The following is a 17,916-nucleotide window of genomic DNA, read 5'->3' as shown; positions in this document are numbered from 1 at the left end:
GGAGGCAAGATGTCACTGTGTTTGACTATCACTAGTTATCACAAAATTACCCCTGGCCAATGCCCTGAGAAATCCATGGATCAGGGTGTGATGGCAATAGGCCGCAATTCTGATAATGACTGGGTATTGCCCGACCCAGAGCGCTTGGTTTCCGGAAAACATTGCGTTATTCAATATAAAGATGGCCGGTATTACTTAACTGATAACAGCACTAACGGTGTGGAATTGGTCAAGGCCGGTATTCGTCTGCGCAAGGGCAACAGCGAGCCGTTGCAAGATGGCGAAGTTATCCGCATCGGTGATTATGAAATCCAGGCGCGTATCGATTTCAGTCTGCCGGTGACCGACGGCAACCCTTTCGCCGATTCGTCCAGCAGCTTCGAGGCCCTGATGGGGCGTCAGGGTGCCGTCGTGAATACGCCGACGTCGTTGCCCGTGACACCTCCTGCACATTTTCAGGGCGTATCGGCCATGGACACGATGCCGGACCTGTTCGACTTTCTGACACCGACCAGCGTCCCGCCGGCCACCCAGCCCGACCATGTCCCGGCCGAGCAACACGACTTCCGCCCACCGACCCCGATCCCAGACCCAACGCCCGTGGCCGAGCCTGTGCCGCCGGTGTCGGCCCCGTTGATTCCGGAAGATTGGGACCTGTTCAGCGACAAGCCTGCTCCGGTGATTGTCGCCCCCCTGCCCGTTGCAGAGGTTGCGCCGCCGTCCGTACCTCACATCAGCATACCGATCGAGTCGGCACCCCTGCGCGAACCGCCCGGGGCCATCGTCGAACGCCCGGTCGCCCCGGCCGACAATGCTCAACCCGACCTGTTGCAAGCCTTTCTGCGCGGTGCCGGGCTGGATCAGTTGCGCCTGGACAAGGCCCAGGCCGAAGCGCAGATGGAAAGCATCGGCCGCAGTTATCGGCTGATGGTCGAAGGCCTGATCGATGTCTTGCGCGCCCGTAGCAGCCTCAAGGGCGAGTTCCGCATTCAGCAGACGATGATTCAGCCGGTGGAAAACAATCCGCTGAAATTCGCTCCCAACGTCGATGAAGCATTGCTGTTGCTGTTGCGCCACAGCAATCAGGCGTTCATGGCGCCGGACCTCGCTGTGCGCGACAGTTTCGATGACTTGCGTGCCCACCAATTGGCGGTGATGGCCGGTGTGGAAGCTGCGATCAAGCACCTGCTGGCGCGCTTCGAGCCGGCGCAACTGGAAGAGCGCATGGGCAAGCCCGGTGGCCTGTCGAGCATTTTCAATGGCTCGCGACAGGCCCAGTACTGGCAGCAGTTCACCGAGCTCTACAGCAATATTTCCCGCGAGGCCCAAGAGGATTTCCAGGACCTGTTCGGTCGTGAATTCAGCCGCGCCTACGAAGAGCACAGTACAAGGCAGCGCCGCGGCTGAGCGTCGCCATCGCATAACACCTTCATAGCAAAGAACGGAACAACGGATAGCTGAAACGTCATTGAGGACGCAGGATGACTCCCAGGTTTTTACTCGCAGTCGCCACCGCGCTTCTGCTGACCGCATGTGCCAAGGATGCGGCCAAACCCCAGCCCGAAGGGGTTGAGGCCGAGGCCGACACGGCCGCCGTCGAGTTGCACTTTCACGCCATTGCCGGGCTCAACCCCGGCGCCACTGGCCAGCCAGCCCCGGTCCGGGTGCGTATTTTCGAATTGAAAAATGCCGCCACCTTCGGCCGTTCCGATTATTTCGCACTGGCCGAACGGGCCCAGGCGACGCTCGGCGCAGACCTGATCGACCAGGACGAAGTGCTGATCCAGCCCGGCCAGCAGCTGAGCCTGCAGCGCGACCTCGACCCGGCCACCCGCCATATCGGCGTACTGGTGGGGTATCGCGAGCTGGATCAGTCGTTGTGGCGCGCAGTGATGAATGTCCCCCCGCGCCAATACACCGAATACCAGATCAGCCTCGACGTGCGAGCCGTGCGCAGCGCCGTCGTGGTTTCCCCATCCAGCCCTGCCCAATAAGCACTCGGAGCCCCCCATGTCCTGGAACAATCGTGTGGTCTGGTCGGAAGGCATGTTCATTGGAACGCAGCACTTCCAGCAGCATGACCGATACCTGGAAAACCTCATCGACGCCCGGAGCCGCCCGTTGTCGGCCGGCGCCTGGGGTTTCTCCGAATTGCTGATCGACCAGGGTCTGCTGGCCCAGGGCAAACTGGCAATCATCTCGGCGCGGGGCCTGTTGCCGGACGGCACGCCATTCAACATTCCCCAGGACGACCTGGCACCGAGCCCGCTGAACATCGACGACAACCTGCGCGATGGTCTGGTGTACCTGGCTTTGCCGCTCAAGCGCGCCGGTGCACGTGACACCGTTGATGACGGCGAAACCCTGGGCGCTGCGCGCTACGTGAGCCAGGTGCGCGAAGTGCGGGACGACAACGCGCCATTCGAAAACCGCGCGCCAGTGGCTGTGGGTTCGAGAGCGCTGCGATTATTGACGGCCCAGGATGGCATCAGCGACTACGCCGCCATCGGCCTGGTACGAATCAAGGAGAAGCGCGCCGACCGTGCCTTGGTGCTCGACGACACCTACATCCCGCCGCTGCTGGATGTGGTCGCCTCCAAACCCCTGGCCGCGTTTCGCAGCGAACTGCTGGGCCTGCTGCATCAGCGCGGCGAAGCCCTCGCCGGGCGGGTGGTGGCGTCCGGTGCCGGCGGTGCCTCGGAGATTGCCGATTTCATGCTGCTGCAACTGGTCAACCGTGCCCAACCGCTGATCCAGCACTTGAGCCAGTTGAGCCCGTTGCACCCCGAGCGGTTCTACAGCGAGCTGGTGAGTCTGGCCGGCGAGTTCTCGACCTTTACCGCTTCCGGGCGGCGACCCCAGGAATACCCGCAGTACCAGCACGATGACTTGGCGCTGAGTTTCGCCCCGGTGATGCAAGCCCTGCGTGAGGCGCTGTCGATGCTGATCGACAGCAAGGCCACGCCGATTCCGATTGTCGAAAAAGCCTACGGCGTCCATGTGGCGATGCTGGCCGACAAGTCCCTGCTCGACAGCGCCAGCTTCATCCTGGTGGTGCGCGCCGACGTACCCGCCGAAACCCTGCGCAGCCACTTCGGCCAACAGAGCAAGGTCGGCTCGGTGGAGCACATCCGCAACCTGGTCAACCTGCAATTACCGGGCATTGGCCTGCTGCCGCTGCCGGTGGCGCCACGGCAGATCCCGTATCACGCCGGCTCCACTTATTACGAGCTGGACCGGGGCAGCGAGCATTGGCAGCAACTGGCCAACTCCGGCGGTTTTGCGTTCTACATCGCGGGGCAATTCCCGGGGCTGAACCTGGCTTTCTGGGCGATTCGAGGATAAACCGCAATGAGCAACGACGATCGTACCCAATTCATGCCGACACCCGGTGGCCGTGGCGCCGACCCGATCCGCCCGGAGGCTGGCCGTGCCCAGCCCGCGCCACTTTCGATGCCGGCCGCGCCGCTTTTGATCGGCAACGCCGAAGGTCTCAACCCCCTGGAGAGCGCCGCTGGCCCGTTGTTGGCTTTGCTGACCCGCTTGCGCAACACCATTGCCCACCCGGCGCCGGCGAGCCTGCGGGCGCAATTACTGGCCTACCTGCGCCAGTTCGAGGAGCGCGCCGAGGCTGCCGGCGTGGTGCGCAACGATGTGTTGCTGGCACGTTACGCCTTGTGCACCGCCCTGGATGAAGCGGTGTTGAGTACGCCGTGGGGTGGTGCCAGCGACTGGGGCAAACAGAGCTTGCTGATCACCGTGCACAACGAAGCCTGGGGCGGCGAGAAGGTGTTCCAGTTGTTGGAACATTGCCTGCAAAGCCCCCGCGAACGCTTGTATTTGCTGGAGCTGTTGTACCTGTGCATGTGCCTGGGTTTCGAAGGGCGTTATCGGGTCATGAACGACGGTCGCAGCCAACTGGAAGCCTTGCGTGAGCGCACCAGTGCGGTCATCCGCAGCGCCCGTGGCGAGTATGAGCGTGAACTGTCGCCCCATTGGCGCGGCGTCACCGTAGCCCGCGACCGGCTGGCGCAATTCATGCCGCCATGGATCGCCGTGGCCATCGGCGTGGCGTTGCTGCTGGCACTGCTGTTCGGCCTGCGCTTGAAACTGGCCGCCGATGCCGAGCCGGTGTTTAAAAACATCCATGCGCTGGGTGAGATCCCGGTGCAGGCCATCGACCGTCCGGTGGTGCAACCGAAACTGATCGAGCGTCCCCGTCTGGCGGGCTTCCTCGCTGATGAAATCAAAGCCGGTCGGATCGCCGTGGAAGATGCCGTTGACCGTTCAGTGGTGACCATCCGTGGCGATGAGCTGTTCGCCTCGGGCAGCGCCAGCATCATCGACAATTTTCAGCCGCTGATGCTGCGCATCGCCGATGCCGTTCGCAAGGTCAAGGGCCAGGTCCGGGTGACCGGCCACAGTGACAATCGCCCGATTGCCACCTTGCGGTTTCCATCGAATTGGGCCTTGTCCGAGGCGCGGGCCAATTCGGTGCTGCAAATCCTTTCGGCCAAAACCGGCCAGCCCGAACGCTTCAGCGCCGAAGGTCGCAGCGACACCGAGCCGCTGGCCTCGAACGCGACAACAGAGGGCCGCGCACGCAATCGTCGGGTCGAAATCATAGTGTTGGCGGAGGGGGTCGAGTGAAGGCGTTTTTCAGTTTTATCATCCGCTGGGTCATTCCGTTGCTGGGGCTGATCGCCCTGAGCCTGATCATCTGGTTTGTCGGGCCGCTGCTCGAATTCCTGGTGCCCGAAGGCCGGCGCTGGGCGCTGATCATTCTGGTGTTCGCGGTGTGGATCGCCTATCGGCTGTTTCGCATCATCCAGGCTCGCCGTCAGGCCGCCGAAGTGATGCGCAGCCTGGCGGCGCAAACTCCGCCGGACCCGACCAGCATCGCCACTGCCGAAGAGCTCGAAACCCTGCGCCAGCGCATGGACGAAGCCTTGGCACTGTTGAAGAAGGCCAAGCTGGGCGGTGACGAGCGACGTAACCTGTACGAGCTCCCGTGGTACGTGATCATCGGCCCGCCGGGTTCGGGCAAGACCACGGCGCTGGTCAATTCCGGGCTGCATTTTCCGTTGGCGGCGCAGCTGGGCGCCGGGGCGGTACGCGGCGTCGGTGGCACGCGCAATTGCGATTGGTGGTTTACCGACCAGGCCGTGTTGCTCGACACCGCCGGGCGCTACACCACCCAGGACAGCGACGCGACAGTCGACAAGGCAGCATGGCTGGGTTTTCTCGGCCTGTTGAAAAAACAGCGGGCCCGGCGTCCGATCGACGGCGCGTTTATCGCCATCAGCCTCTCCGACCTGCTGCTGGGCAGCGACGCCGAGCGCGCTGCCCATGCCGCCGCGATCCGCCTGCGTATCCAGGAGCTGTACACGCAACTCGGCGTGCGCTTCCCGATCTACCTGATGCTGACCAAGCTCGATCTGGTGCCAGGGTTCATGGAGTATTTCGATACCCTGAGCAAGGAAGAACGGGCCCAGGTCTGGGGTATGACATTTGCCCTGGACGACGGTAAAAACAATGACAGCCCGCTGGCCCATCTGCAAAGCGAGTTCACCGCCCTGGAACAGCGCCTCAACGATCGTTTGGTGGAGCGTTTACAACAGGAACGCGACCCGGCGCGGCGCGATCTGATCTACGGCTTCCCGCAACAGTTCGGCGCGTTGAAGGATTGCCTGCAAAGCTTCCTTGAGGGCGTATTCAAACCCAACGCCTTTGAAGAGCGTGTGTTGTTGCGTGGGGTGTATTTCACCAGCGGTACCCAGGAAGGCAGCCCGATTGACCGGCTGATCGGTTCCATGGCCCAGAGCATGAACCTGGACCGCCAGCACCTGGCGCGCCAGAACGGCACCGGGCGCAGTTACTTCATCGGAAAACTCTTCAGCGCCGTGGCCTTTGCCGAGCGTGGACTGGTGGGCGTCAACCCGAAAGTCGAACGTCGGCGCAAGTGGATCGCCCGGGGCGTGCTGGCCTCGACCGTGGCCCTGGTGCTGGTCGTCGGGACCTTGTGGTGGGTCAGCTACCGCGCCAACCAGGCGTATATCGCGCAAGTCGATCAGAAAGTCGCGCCCCTGGGCCAGGCCGTGCAGAACCTCAGCCCGGCACAACGGGATGTGCTCGCAGTACTGCCGTTGCTCAACGCAGTGAAGCATTTGGCCGATGACGCACCGAGTTGGGCCGAAGGCCTGGGCCTGTATCAGGGCGACATGCTTGAAGCCGAGTCCGGCAGCGTTTATCGCAAGCTGCTGATTGCGGTTTTTGCGCCACGCTTGCTCACACGCATCGAAGAGCAGCTGCAAGGCGGCGGCAATTCGGATTTCCTTTACGAAGGCTTGAAGGCCTACCTGATGCTCGCCGACAGCGAGCATTACGATGCCGACTTCATCAAGGCGTGGATCGCCCTGGACTGGGATCGCAGCCTGCCGCGCGACTTGCCGGCCGAGCAGCGTCTGGCCCTGGAGGAACACTTGCAGGCACTGTTCGAGCGCCATCCGCCCACCGCACGTCTGGACCCGCGCCTGATCGACGACCTGCGCCGCCAGTTGCAACAGCTGCCGGTGGCCCAGCGTGTCTATGACAGGGTCAAGCGGCAGAAACTGCCGGACGGCATTCCGGACTTTCGTCTCAACGAAGCGGCCGGGCGTGATGCCGCGCTGGTGTTCAGCCGCAAGAGCGGCAAGCCGCTGGGCGAACCCTTGAGCGGCTTCTTCACGGCCAAGGGTTACCGCCAAGGGTTTTTGCTCACCAGCCTGAACCAGACCGGTACCCTGGCCGAGGAGCAGTGGGTGCTCGGTCGCGATCAGGCAGAACAACAGAACGTCGCCAGCCTGGCCGCCGACGTGCGCCGCCTGTATTTCCAGGATTTCCAGCGTCAGTGGGACGCCTTGCTGGCGGATATCGACTTCGTGCCGATCACCAGCGTGGCCCAGGCCGCCGATGTGCTGCGGGTGATTTCCGGCCCGACCTCGCCGTTGAAAAAACTGCTGGTGGCGGTGGCGAAGGAAACCGACCTGCAACAGGAAGAACGCCTGCTGGCCGCCAAGGGTGCGCCGGTGGACGGTGGGGTCGACAAGCTCAAGGAACGCCTGGGCACTTTGCTCGGCCAGGAGCAGGCGACGCAAAACACACCCGAGGCCAGTGACGATCCCATCACCGCGCATTTTGCCGAACTCAACCGCATCGTCAGCAAGAACGAAGGCGAGCCGGCGGCCATCGACGGCCTGCTGGCCGACATGAATGCCCTGTATGTGCAGGTCAGCGCCATGGTCGGCGCCAGCGGCGACGCCTTGCTTGGTGAAGCCAAGAATCAGGCTGCAGCGGCCGCGACACGGGTCAGCCTCAACGCCGAACGTCAACCGCCGCTGGTGCAGGGCCTGGTCAAGTCGGTGGTCAACTCCACCACCAACAGCATGATGGGCGGGGTACGCAATCAACTGAACGCGGCCTGGACCAGCGAAGTGGTAAACATCTATCGCCAGTCCCTGGCCGGGCGTTACCCGATGTCGCCGGGCAGTGCGCGGGACGCGACCCTGGACGACTTCGGCCAGTTCTTCGGCGTAGGCGGGGTGATGGACAACTACTTCCGCAAATACCTGCAGCCGTACGTGGATACCTCGACCCAGGCCTGGCGCTGGCAACCGGGCGCCGCACAGAAGCTCGGCATCGCCCCGGGCGTGCTGCAAACCTTCCAGCGGGCAGCGACCATCCGGGATGCGTTTTTCCGTTCCGGCGGCACCCAGCCGATGGTGCGCTTCGAACTCAAGCCCGTGGCGATGGACGCCACGATTACCCAGTTCTTGCTCGACCTTGATGGCCAGCAATTGAGCTACGACCACGGCCCGAGCCGCCCCACCTCCATGCAATGGCCCAACCCCGGCAGCATCGGTGTGGTGCGGATCTCGATCATGCCGCCTTCGGCCAGCGGTCGTTCGGGCATCACCCTGGACGGGCCCTGGGCCTGGTTCCGCCTGCTGGAGCAATCGGACCTGACTGCCGGCAACTCGCCGGATCGCTTCAATCTGCGGCTGCGGGTCGACGGCGCCAGCGTCTCTTATGAGCTGCGGGCCAACAGTGCCTTTAACCCGTTCAAGAGCCGTGTGCTCAGCGGTTTCAGCCTCCCGGAGCGTTTATGAGCACGCCGGGCTTCTATGGAAAGCTGGCCAGTCGCGGGGACTTTGTCAGTCGTGGCTTGCCGCAGAGTTTTATCGGCCCCTGGGATTCGTGGCTGGCGGCGGGCTTGCTCGCCAGCCAGAGCCTCGGGGACCGTTGGCTGGATGCCTATCTGGTCAGTCCGCTGTGGCGTTTTATGCTCGGGCCCGGTGTCTGTGGGCCACAGGCCGCCGTTGGGGTGGTGATGCCGAGCATCGATCGGGTTGGCCGGTATTTTCCGCTGACCGTTGCGGTGCTGCTGGATCACGATGCCGACCCGGCGTCGGTGGTGGGCGGTTCGGACGCCTGGTTTGAACAGGTCGAGCAATTGATGTTGAGCACATTGAGCGTGGAGGCGAGCTTCGAAGCCTTCGGTGCAGGACTGGAGATGCTGGGCAGCCCGGCGTACCTGCCACGTGCGCCAAGCAGCCGTTTTGCCGGCCTGAACCGCTTTGATGCCACCGATCCGCAGGCGCGAATGACGGCCCTTGCCGAACAGGCCTGCGAAGGGGCCAGTGTGTGGTGGGGCCAGGGTTCGGAGCGTATCGCCCCCGGTTTATTGCGGTGTCAGGGTTTGCCGGCCGCCGCTGATTTTGCGCAATTTTTGCTCGGCCAAGAAGGTGTTGTGTAGATGTCTCCAAGCGTTGGAAAGACGTTCAAGTCTGCAAGCAAGAGCCATGTCGGTATGGTCCGCCAGGTTAACGAAGATGCTTGCCTGGACCGGCCGGAAAACGGCCTGTGGGTGGTCGCCGATGGCATGGGCGGGCACGCGGCGGGCGACTATGTCAGCAGTCTGATTGTCGACAGCCTGCGTAGCATTGCCGTGGGCCGCTCGCTGGATGAATACGTCGCGGCGCTGAAAACCGACTTGCTTCGGGTCAACGCCGCCGTGCGTGAAGAAACCGCCAACCGCGGCGTGACCATGATGGGCAGCACGGTGGTGGTGCTGGCGGCGCGTGACTTGCGCGGGGTGTGCCTGTGGGCGGGTGACAGCCGCTTGTATCGCCTGCGTGACGGCCGGCTCAAGCGCATCTCGCGGGATCACAGTTACGTCCAGGATCTGCAGGACAGCGGCCTGCTCAGCGAAGCCGAAGCCCGGGTGCACCCGCGGTCCAATATTGTCACCCGCGCTATCGGCGTCCAGGCACAGCTGGAGCTGGCAATGGTCGAGTTGCTGTTGAAGCCCGGCGACAGTTACCTGTTGTGCAGCGATGGTCTGAACAAAACCGTCGAGGACGATGAGATCCGCGGGGTGCTGAGCCACGACGAGCCAGGGGAAATCGCCAGCAGCCTGGTGTCCTTGGGTCTGATGCGCGGCGCTCCGGACAACATCACCGTCATCGTCGTGAAGGTGCCGTCATGAATTCCACCCTGAACATTCAGATCCCCGGCTATGACATAGACGGCGAGATCGGCGAAGGCGCCATGGCCAGCGTTTACCTGGCGACCCAGCGCTCGCTGGAGCGCAAGGTGGCGCTGAAGGTCATGGCCGCCGCGCTGGCGGCCGACCCGAGTTTCTGCGAGCGTTTCCTGCGCGAAGGTAAAACCCTGGCGCGCCTGTCTCACCCGCATACGGTCACCATCCATGACATCGGCCATGTCGGTGAGCTGTATTACATGGCCATGGAATTCCTGCCCAACGGCACGCTCAAGGAGCGCATCGCCGCCGGCCTGACGCCGGAGCAGGGCCTGATCTATATCCGTCAGATCGCCTCGGCCCTGGGCTACGCCCATGGGCTGGGGCTGGTTCATCGCGATGTCAAACCGGCGAACATTCTGTTTCGCGCCGACGGCACGGCAGTGCTTTCGGACTTCGGCATCGCCAAGTCCATGGACGACCGCACCCAGTTCACCCAGGCCGGTTTCGCCGTCGGTACTCCCAGCTACATGAGCCCGGAACAGGCGCGCGGCCAGGATATTGATGGCCGGGCCGATCTTTATGCCCTGGGCGTGGTGCTCTACGAAATCCTCGTCGGCAAATTGCCGTATACCGGCAACGACGCACTCTCCACGGCCCTGGCGCATTTGACAGAACCGTTGCCCGAGCTGCCAGTGCATCACGGTCGCTATCAAGAAGTGCTGCGCAAGCTGTTGGCCAAGGATCCGGCCGACCGTTTCCCGGACGCAGCGGCGCTGTTGCAGGCGCTGGATAACCTGCCTCGGGAGTCGGTTGACGCGACCACGATCCGGCCATTGCCAATTCCGGTATCGCCGATTGCGGTGAGCAATGACCTGGCGGGACTGACGCCGGTGTCCATCGATATACCGACCGGCCCCGCGCAGCCACAACCGCGACCCAATCCTGTTCCGCCGACTGTGAAGCCGACGCCGCAATCCCCAGCCTCGGAGCAGCGCAAGGGGCCGGTGTTCGCACTCGCCGCCGTCGCGGTGGCCGTGGCGCTGGCCTTGGGCGGCGTGGGTTATTGGTGGCTGTCCGGTGACGTCGAAGCCGAGGCCAAGGTGCCGGTGGTTTCAGCACCGCCGACCAGTGCGCCGCTAACCGAGGCGCCACCCGTAAAGCCCCCAGTGGTGACGGAGGTCGATGGCGGTCAGCGGCCGCTGCTGATGGCCGGCAAAAAAACCTTGTTCCAGCGAGTACTCAGCAAGCCAGGGGCGAAAGTCGCCAGCGACCCGGGGGCCACACCTGACAAGGCTTTGCCGGCGTTCTCGGTGCTTTACGTCTATCAGCGCAAAGAGGTTGATGGCAGCCCTTGGCTGCGTGTCGGCGCCGCCACCGACGGGCGCAGTGACGGCTGGTTGCCGGCCGCGCAAGTCAGTGACTGGAAGCAAAGCCTGGTACTTAAATTCACCGAACGCTCCGGCCGTGCGCCGGTGATGTTCCTGCGTCAGCCCGGTGATGTGGAGAAGCTGCTGGCAGATCCGTCGTCGGCAAAAAACCTGCTGCTCAAGGCCCAGCAGAATCGCGAAGACAATCAGCAGGTACTGGCTCTGGAACCGGCCGCCAGTGCGGTGCCGCAGAATCAGTTTTACCTGTTGCCGATTTTCGATTCGCGCGAGAGCTTCGATGAGAACGGTCAGTCGGTGCAGTTGCTGAACGTGGCGTCCATCGATCCCGGTGATGCTCCGAAGGCCGCTGCCAGCAACACGCCAATCACTACCGCTAACGCCGACGCGTTCCGCACCGCCGTGGTGTTGGTCGTTGACACCACGGTGTCCATGCAGCCCTACATCGATCAGGTTCGCGACGTAGTACATCAACTGCAAACCCGCATCGCCGAACGGGGCGAGCAGGACAGTGTCAGCTTCGGCCTGGTGGGGTTTCGAAGCAGCACCCAGAAAACCCCGGGCCTGGAATATGTCGCCAAAACCTTGATCACCCTGGAACAGGGCCGCGACCCGCAGCGCTTCATGGACCTGGCGCGGCAGGTCAAGGCGTCCACGGTCTCTAGCCATTCGTTCAACGAAGATGCGTTTGCCGGTGTGATGGAAGCGGTCGAGGGCATGGACTGGTCCGGCTATGGCGGGCGCTTGATTCTGTTGGTCACCGATGCCGGTGCCTTGCGCAAGAACGACCCGTATGCCGCCACGCAAATGAACGAGGCCGAAGTGCGCCAGGCCGCGCTGGGCAAGCAGATCAAGATTTACGCCTTGCACCTGCTCAGCGATGCCGGCAAGAAAACCCATGGCGGTGCGCAAAGCCAGTATCGCACCCTGACCGCCGACGCCAACCCGCAGATTGGCGATCTGTACATTCCGGTGCCGGGCGCCGATGTGCGCAAGTTCGGTGAGCGGGTGGACGAGATCGGTTCGGTGTTTGCCGACCTGGTGCATCAGGTGCGTGGCAACAAGCCGCAAACCGTGCCGCTGCTGAGCGCCGCGCCGAGCCTGAGCGATAAATCGGCAGCCGTCGGCTACGCGATGCACATGGATTTCCTGGGGCGTAAAGCCGCCAGCCAGGCGCCGCAACTGGTCAGCGCCTGGACCGCCGATCGCGACCTGACCAACCCGGCACTGCCGGCGTTTCAGGTGTGCGTGATGCTGACCAAGTTGCAGCTCAACGACTTGCAGCAATCGCTGAAACTGATCGTCGATGCGGCCCGCAAGACACAGACCTCACCGAAGAATTTCTTCCAGGAAATCGCCAGCGCCAGTGCCTACATGAGCCGCGATCCCTCGGCCTTGCGCAAGGGCGGCAACCTGGCCGATGGCGGGGTTCTGGGTGAGTACCTGGAAGGGCTGCCCTACCGCAGCAAGTCGCTGAACATGACCCAGGATTTGTGGCTTTCGCTGAGCGTGGCCGAGCAGGAGGACTTTATCGACGAGCTGGATTCGAAGATCCGCCTCTACGAAACCTTCCACAACGACCTGGCTAACTGGGTACGTTTCGGCGATGCCGAACCGGGTGATGCCTTGTACCGCGTTCCATTGTCGACGCTGCCGTGATGCTGAACATGAACGCAGTGCACAAAAACCGCGGCGTCGGCAGCCAGCGCTACAGCCTGGTGATTCCACGGCTGCAACTGCGTGCCGGTGAACAACTGGCGGTGGTCGGCCCCAGTGGCTGCGGCAAAAGCACGTTGCTCGATTTGCTGGCGCTGGTGCTGGCTCCGGATCAGGCCGGGCAGTTTGATTTTGCGCCCGGCCAAACCAGGACGGACATTACCGGGCTGTGGCGCACAGATGCGCAAAGTGCCTTGGCGGACCTGCGCCGCCGGCACTTGGGCTACGTGCTGCAAACCGGTGGCCTGCTGGATTTTCTGGACGTGCGCGGCAACATCGACCTGTCGCGCAAACTGCTCGGCTTGAAAGACGACGGCAGTGTGGATCGCCTGGCCGGGGCGTTGGATATCGCTGATCAACTGGGCAAAAAGCCGGGTGATTTGTCCGTCGGCCAACGACAGCGGGTGAGTTGCGCCCGCGCCCTGGCCCATGGGCCACATTTGCTGCTGGCCGATGAACCGACCGCCGCCCTCGATCCGCTGAACGCGGAACGCGTGATGCAGTTACTGGTGAGCCAGGCCCGCGAGCATGGCGTGTGCTGCGTCATCGCCACCCACGATGAATCACTGGCCCGCGCCAGCGGTTTGCAGGTGCGGCGCATCAGTTGTCATCGCGACGTCGATGGCGGTGTCACCGCCACCCTCGGGGAGGCTTGCTGATGCGCGGCGCGCTGGTGGCATCCCTGGCCTGGCAGGATTACCGCAACGATGCGTGGCTGTCGGCTTGTTCGGTACTGGCGCTGGTGGCGGTGGTCGCACCGCTGCTGGTGCTGTTCGGCTTGAAATTCGGCCTGATCAGCAGTTTGACCGAACGCTTGGAAAACGACCCGGCCACCCGGGAAATCATTCCCCTGGGTGGCGGCCGGTTCAGTGCCGCGTTTATCGAACAATTGAGCCTGCGCGGCGACGTGGCTTTCGCCCTGCCGCGCACCCGACAGATTGCCGCGACGGCGGATCTGACCACTGGCGCGTCGACGGTGACCGTCGAAATGATCCCCACCGCCGCCAACGATCCCTTGCTCGGCAGTCTACCGGTGCCCCAAGGGCTGGATCAGGTGCTGCTCAGCCAGACCGCCGCCGAAAAACTCGGGGCCAAGACCGGTGATTGGCTGCAGGCCAGTTTCGGCCGGCAGGTGGCCGGTCGTGGCGAGGCGCAGCGCACTCGTGTCCAGGTGCTGCACGTTCTGCCGCTGGAAGCCTTCGCCCGGGACGGATTGTTCGCGTCATTGGCGTTACTGGAAGCGGCTGAAGATTATCGGGACGGTCGCGCCGTACCAGCGTTCGGTTGGCCAGGTGATGCGGTGGGCGTGACGGAGCAGCGGGTGTATCCGGCGTTTCGTCTGTACGCCCGCAGCCTCAAGGATGTCGAGCCGCTGCGTCAGTACTTCGCTGCACAGAATCTGCTGGTCTCGACTCAGGCCCAGACCATCGCCCAGGTGCAGTCGTTGAGCCGCAATCTGTCGATCGTGTTCTGGATCATCGCCGGATTGGCCTTGGCGGGAGCGTTCGCGGCGATTTTTGCCGGCGCGCTGGCGGCAGTCGAGCGCAAGCGCCGAGCGTTGTCGGTGTTGCGCCTGCTGGGGTTTTCCACGGCAGCGTTGCTTTTGTTTGTGGTGGTGCAGGCGCTGTACAGCGCCGGTCTTGCCGCCCTGTTGAGTGTCGGGCTGTATGGCCTGGCGCAATCGGGTTTAAACCATTTATTTGCGCAGATGCCGGGTGAGTACGCCAGCCATCTGCTGGCGCGTCACTACGCGTTGGCCCTGGCGGCCGTGCTCGGCGTCAGCGCCGTGGCGGCAGTCTGTGGTGGCTGGCGAGTGGCGCGTATCCAGGCGTGTGAAGGAATCCGAGATGTATAAGTTACTGGGCGCCGCCGTGGCGCTGAGCCTGGCCAGCATGGGCATGGCTAGTCTGGTGGGTGCCGATGAAAGCACCGACAAACAGAACAACCCCAAGCCGTTGCCCGACGACGTCAGCCTGCCGCTGCCGTGCGAAGGGCAGATGGTGTTCCGTTATGTCTACATCCTGGCGCAGGGCGCTCTGGACGATCGCGAGATCAGCCTCGGCTATCCATTCAGCGAGGGCGAGGCCGGTTATCAGCAGTCGTTCATCTCCGGTTACCGCCGGGACTTTATCAACGGCCAGTTCACCCTCAAGGATCTGCCCAAGGATTGGGGCAAAACCATCACGCCGTTGATGCCCAAGACGGACGCCAAGACCCCGCTCAAACCGATGCTCTATTTCATCGGCAAATACGAAGTCACCGCCCGCCAATACGCCCAGGTCATGGCCCAGGCGCAATCGTTGGCCAGCGGCGAGCCGGCACCGGCCTGCGAGGCATTGCAAGCCGAGGCGCCGCAAGGCATGGCCGGGCGTTTGCCCAAGGTGAAGTTGTCGCGATTCGAGGCCGAACGCTTCTCGGCGGTGTATAGCGCCTGGCTGATGAAATACCACAAAGACCTGCTGCCGGTGAGCGGCCGTGGCACCTCGGCGGAAGAGGGCGGGCTGGGTTTTGTGCGTTTGCCGACCGAGGTCGAATGGGAATTTGCTGCCCGTGGCGGGCAGGCCATTAGCCGTCAGGACCTGGAAGGGCGTCTATTTCCCCGGCGCCTGGAAGGCAGCGAAAGCGACGGGCCACTGGCGGACTGGGCAGTCTTCAATCAGGTCGCCGGTGGCACCGGCCAGGCTGCGCGGCTGATGCCGATCGGTACCAAACTGCCAAACCCCATCGGCCTGTTCGACGTGATCGGCAACGCCGCCGAGATGGTCCAGGAGTCCTTCCAGCTCGTGCATGCCGGACGCCGCCAAGGCACCTACGGCGGCTTCGTGGTCAAGGGCGGCAACTACCTGGAAGGCGAGGGCACATTGTTCACCGGGATGCGTCGCGAGTACCCGCTGTTCGCCGCCGACGGCACCGAGCAAAACAACGAAACCACCGGATTCCGGGTCGCGATTGGCGCATTGTCGGCGCCACGTTCGCGCTACAAGGAACTGTTTGCCCAATGGCAGAAAGAAGGTCGGCTGGCTTCGCTGACCGATGCCATCGATGACGCCCAGGACCCGACCAAACGCCTGGACAGCATCATTGCCGCCAGCGTCGATCCGCGCCTGCAAGCCGAGTTGGGGCTGGTCAACGAAGAGCTCAAGCGCAACGTCTCGCTCATCGCCCAGCAGCGCGAGGAAGCGGCCGGCAACCTGATCCAGTCGGCGGCCCTGGTGGCCGAGACCGTCAACAACTACAACATTCGCCTGACCAATTTGCAGAAGAGTCGCCAGCAGGCCCTGGACGCCAAGGACGAGGCCAGCGCCAAGCTGTTCGCTACCGCCATCGACAATGGCCGCAGCGCGCTGGACGGCGCGGTGGCGATCTACATTGACAACCTGGCGACCGGCACGCGCTACACCGATGCCGTGATCCAGGCGCAGTTTCAACGCATCAAGGAAGAGTTGGAGCGCAAGCCGGTACTGGGCAAGAGCCTGGTAACGCGCGCAACGTTATTCGTTCGCCATGTCAGTGATTATCGTCAGCAACGACAAGCCAACCCGGCGGCGATATTGAAGGAATTGCTCGCATCGAACGCCCAGCGGTCTTGATCGTTCGTTGTACAGCGAGCTTGGAAGGGACTCAGGCGGCGGTGGGCCGTGCTGAGCTGGTCAAACTTAAAAGAGAACACAACTATGCTTTCCTCCCGTAAACCTTTTGCTTCGCTTTCCAAGCGTCACTTGTTGCTGATGGCTGTCGGCTTCAGTACCGTACTGACCGGTTGCGCCACGTCGCCGACCTCCAAGGTCGCCTCGAGCACCAAGGTCGAGTACTACCCAAACTGCTACGAGCCAGTGCAGCACTTGCGTGCCACTGACTCGAACATGACCAAGTCGGTCGTCACCGGCGCGGCCATCGGCGCTGTCGGCGGTGCACTGCTGGGCGCCTTGGTCGATTCCGAGAACCGTGGTCGCAACGCCGCCATCGGTGCAGCGGGCGGTGCCCTGGCGGGCGGCGCGACCGGCTACTACACCGAGCGCCAGAAGCAGATCGCCGATGACAACCAGCGCATCGCGTCCTATGCCTCCGACGTCAACAAAAGTGCCGCCGAGATCGACCGCAGCACCGCGTACGCCAAGACGTCGCAGCAGTGCTACCAGAACGCGTTCACCAAACTGGTCGCCGACCGCAAGGCCAAGACCGTTAACGACACCGAAGGCCGCAAGCGCCTGGCAGAAATCGTCTCTGGCCTCAAAGAGTCCAACGACCTGATCGTTGCGGTTAACGGTAAAGCCAGCGAAGACCTGAACAACTACACCCAGGCTTACGAAAAAGACCTGCAGCAAGTAGGTGTGCAGCGCACCGACGTGGTCACCGTGGCAACCGCCGACACCACGCCAGTCGTGGCGCCGACCAAGAGCAAAAAAGCCGTGAAACCGGCGAAAAAACCGGTGCTGCCAACCGTGCCGAAAGAAGCGGTCACCACCGAGAAAACCCTGCAGACCGCACAAGCCAAACAGGCAGAAAGCAAGCAAGTGGCTAGCGCCGGCACCACTCAGGTCAACAGCATGTGCAAGAACCCGGACCTGGGCGACTGGGCACCGGTGCCTTGCCCGAATGTTTGATTGAGTTTTTGTAGGGCTTTGAGCATCCCCACCTGATGCGTGGGGATGCTCTGTACTGGCTACGCCTTGGCGCTATGCGCCGTCATCTCCTGCGCTGGCAATGATCCAGCGCTCGTTTCACCGGCAACTGCAGGTCATCCGTCATTCTGCTGAGCGCCAATTTTCAGTCCTGCCCGCTTCCGTAGGGATGCCGAATTTTTCTATGTATGCCTTGGATGTTTCGGACAAAGGCCGCTGCTTGCCGCCGGATTTGCCTTCATAAGAGCCTCTTGGGTTGATGGTTCTCTTACCCAAAATAATGAATGTCGGACGCGTCCAGAAAGTACGTCAGAGTTTTCCGCGCTTCAGAATGTTGCGTCAGCAATGCGCGAATGGCTTTCGATTCTTTTGTAAGAAGTTTGAGGCGGACTGAGTACGTATTTGGAGAAAGATGGGTGAATAAAAAGTGCCATCATTTTGATGGCGCTTTGTATTGCTTATTGTCAATTATCGCTACGTCCATGGATGACTGTAACTTTTCGGAAAGCTCCTACATTTTTCAAGTTTTATTTTTGTCATGCTGGGTTCCGTTTCAGGGCGTGAATGTCCTGTGATGATTGGCGTGGTTGATAAACCGCTCTGGGTCAATGGTTGTGGGGGTGATGTGGTGAAGGTGAGGGGGGCAAAACCGGCATCAGGGGATCCCTTG

At 62.6% G+C, this 17,916-nt stretch carries 12 protein-coding genes; all 12 read left to right on the top strand.

Going from position 1 to position 17,916, the window contains the following annotated elements; genetic code table 11:
• Nucleotides 1-9 precede the first annotated feature (9 nt).
• Nucleotides 10-1,407, top strand: coding sequence for a type VI secretion system-associated FHA domain protein TagH (tagH, locus tag MMG91_RS26010; RefSeq protein WP_310661129.1), 1,398 nt, complete (start codon nt 10-12; stop codon nt 1,405-1,407).
• Between the two features lie 74 nt (nt 1,408-1,481).
• Nucleotides 1,482-1,994 (top strand): type VI secretion system lipoprotein TssJ, encoded by a 513-nt coding sequence (gene tssJ / locus MMG91_RS26005; RefSeq protein WP_310661128.1) that lies wholly within the window; start codon nt 1,482-1,484, stop codon nt 1,992-1,994.
• Nucleotides 1,995-2,010: 16 nt separating this feature from the next.
• Nucleotides 2,011-3,345, top strand: coding sequence for a type VI secretion system baseplate subunit TssK (gene tssK / locus MMG91_RS26000; protein ID WP_305447495.1), 1,335 nt, complete (start codon nt 2,011-2,013; stop codon nt 3,343-3,345).
• A 6-nt stretch (nt 3,346-3,351) separates the two neighbouring features.
• Nucleotides 3,352-4,650 (top strand): DotU family type VI secretion system protein, encoded by a 1,299-nt coding sequence (locus MMG91_RS25995; RefSeq protein ID WP_310661127.1) that lies wholly within the window; start codon nt 3,352-3,354, stop codon nt 4,648-4,650.
• Nucleotides 4,647-8,147: a type VI secretion system membrane subunit TssM gene (tssM, locus tag MMG91_RS25990; RefSeq protein ID WP_310661126.1), complete on the top strand. Its 3,501-nt coding sequence runs from the start codon at nt 4,647-4,649 to the stop codon at nt 8,145-8,147. Before MMG91_RS25995 ends, tssM begins: the two co-directional genes overlap by 4 nt.
• Entirely contained in the window at nt 8,144-8,794 is a 651-nt protein-coding gene (gene tagF / locus MMG91_RS25985) for a type VI secretion system-associated protein TagF (protein ID WP_305447491.1), read from the top strand. The genes tssM and tagF overlap by 4 nt, the downstream gene beginning before the upstream one ends.
• Nucleotides 8,795-9,526 (top strand): protein phosphatase 2C domain-containing protein, encoded by a 732-nt coding sequence (locus tag MMG91_RS25980; RefSeq protein ID WP_310661125.1) that lies wholly within the window; start codon nt 8,795-8,797, stop codon nt 9,524-9,526.
• On the top strand, nt 9,523-12,567 hold the full coding sequence (locus MMG91_RS25975; RefSeq protein ID WP_310661124.1) for a serine/threonine-protein kinase: 3,045 nt from the start codon (nt 9,523-9,525) through the stop codon (nt 12,565-12,567). The genes MMG91_RS25980 and MMG91_RS25975 overlap by 4 nt, the downstream gene beginning before the upstream one ends.
• A complete protein-coding gene (locus MMG91_RS25970; protein ID WP_305447486.1) occupies nt 12,567-13,283 on the top strand; it encodes an ABC transporter ATP-binding protein in 717 nt (238 codons plus the stop codon). The genes MMG91_RS25975 and MMG91_RS25970 overlap by 1 nt, the downstream gene beginning before the upstream one ends.
• Entirely contained in the window at nt 13,283-14,479 is a 1,197-nt protein-coding gene (locus MMG91_RS25965) for an ABC transporter permease (RefSeq protein ID WP_310661123.1), read from the top strand. Before MMG91_RS25970 ends, MMG91_RS25965 begins: the two co-directional genes overlap by 1 nt.
• A gap of 37 nt (nt 14,480-14,516) precedes the next feature.
• The gene (locus tag MMG91_RS25960) at nt 14,517-16,214 is read left to right on the top strand and encodes an SUMF1/EgtB/PvdO family nonheme iron enzyme (RefSeq protein ID WP_310661138.1); all 1,698 of its coding nucleotides are present in this window, start codon (nt 14,517-14,519) and stop codon (nt 16,212-16,214) included.
• Between the two features lie 84 nt (nt 16,215-16,298).
• Nucleotides 16,299-17,228: a type VI secretion system-associated lipoprotein TagQ gene (tagQ, locus tag MMG91_RS25955; RefSeq protein ID WP_310661122.1), complete on the top strand. Its 930-nt coding sequence runs from the start codon at nt 16,299-16,301 to the stop codon at nt 17,226-17,228.
• The last annotated feature ends 688 nt before the right edge of the window (nt 17,229-17,916 follow it).

Source organism: Pseudomonas sp. JL3, assembly GCF_031570575.1.
GTDB lineage: Bacteria > Pseudomonadota > Gammaproteobacteria > Pseudomonadales > Pseudomonadaceae > Aquipseudomonas > Aquipseudomonas cucumis.
The sequence above is the reverse complement of the archived record's forward strand: the minus strand, read 5'-3'. Positions and strand labels throughout refer to the sequence as shown.

Bases quoted from the DNA above. Each gene is read 5' to 3' on its own strand.
- tagH (WP_310661129.1), top strand. From the start codon at position 10: ATGTCACTGTGTTTGACTATCACTAGTTATCACAAAATTACCCCTGGC.
- tssJ (WP_310661128.1), top strand. From the start codon at position 1,482: ATGACTCCCAGGTTTTTACTCGCAGTCGCCACCGCGCTTCTGCTGACC.
- tssK (WP_305447495.1), top strand. From the start codon at position 2,011: ATGTCCTGGAACAATCGTGTGGTCTGGTCGGAAGGCATGTTCATTGGA.
- MMG91_RS25995 (WP_310661127.1), top strand. From the start codon at position 3,352: ATGAGCAACGACGATCGTACCCAATTCATGCCGACACCCGGTGGCCGT.
- tagF (WP_305447491.1), top strand. From the start codon at position 8,144: ATGAGCACGCCGGGCTTCTATGGAAAGCTGGCCAGTCGCGGGGACTTT.
- MMG91_RS25980 (WP_310661125.1), top strand. From the start codon at position 8,795: ATGTCTCCAAGCGTTGGAAAGACGTTCAAGTCTGCAAGCAAGAGCCAT.
- MMG91_RS25975 (WP_310661124.1), top strand. From the start codon at position 9,523: ATGAATTCCACCCTGAACATTCAGATCCCCGGCTATGACATAGACGGC.
- MMG91_RS25970 (WP_305447486.1), top strand. From the start codon at position 12,567: ATGCTGAACATGAACGCAGTGCACAAAAACCGCGGCGTCGGCAGCCAG.
- MMG91_RS25965 (WP_310661123.1), top strand. From the start codon at position 13,283: ATGCGCGGCGCGCTGGTGGCATCCCTGGCCTGGCAGGATTACCGCAAC.
- MMG91_RS25960 (WP_310661138.1), top strand. From the start codon at position 14,517: ATGGGCATGGCTAGTCTGGTGGGTGCCGATGAAAGCACCGACAAACAG.
- tagQ (WP_310661122.1), top strand. From the start codon at position 16,299: ATGCTTTCCTCCCGTAAACCTTTTGCTTCGCTTTCCAAGCGTCACTTG.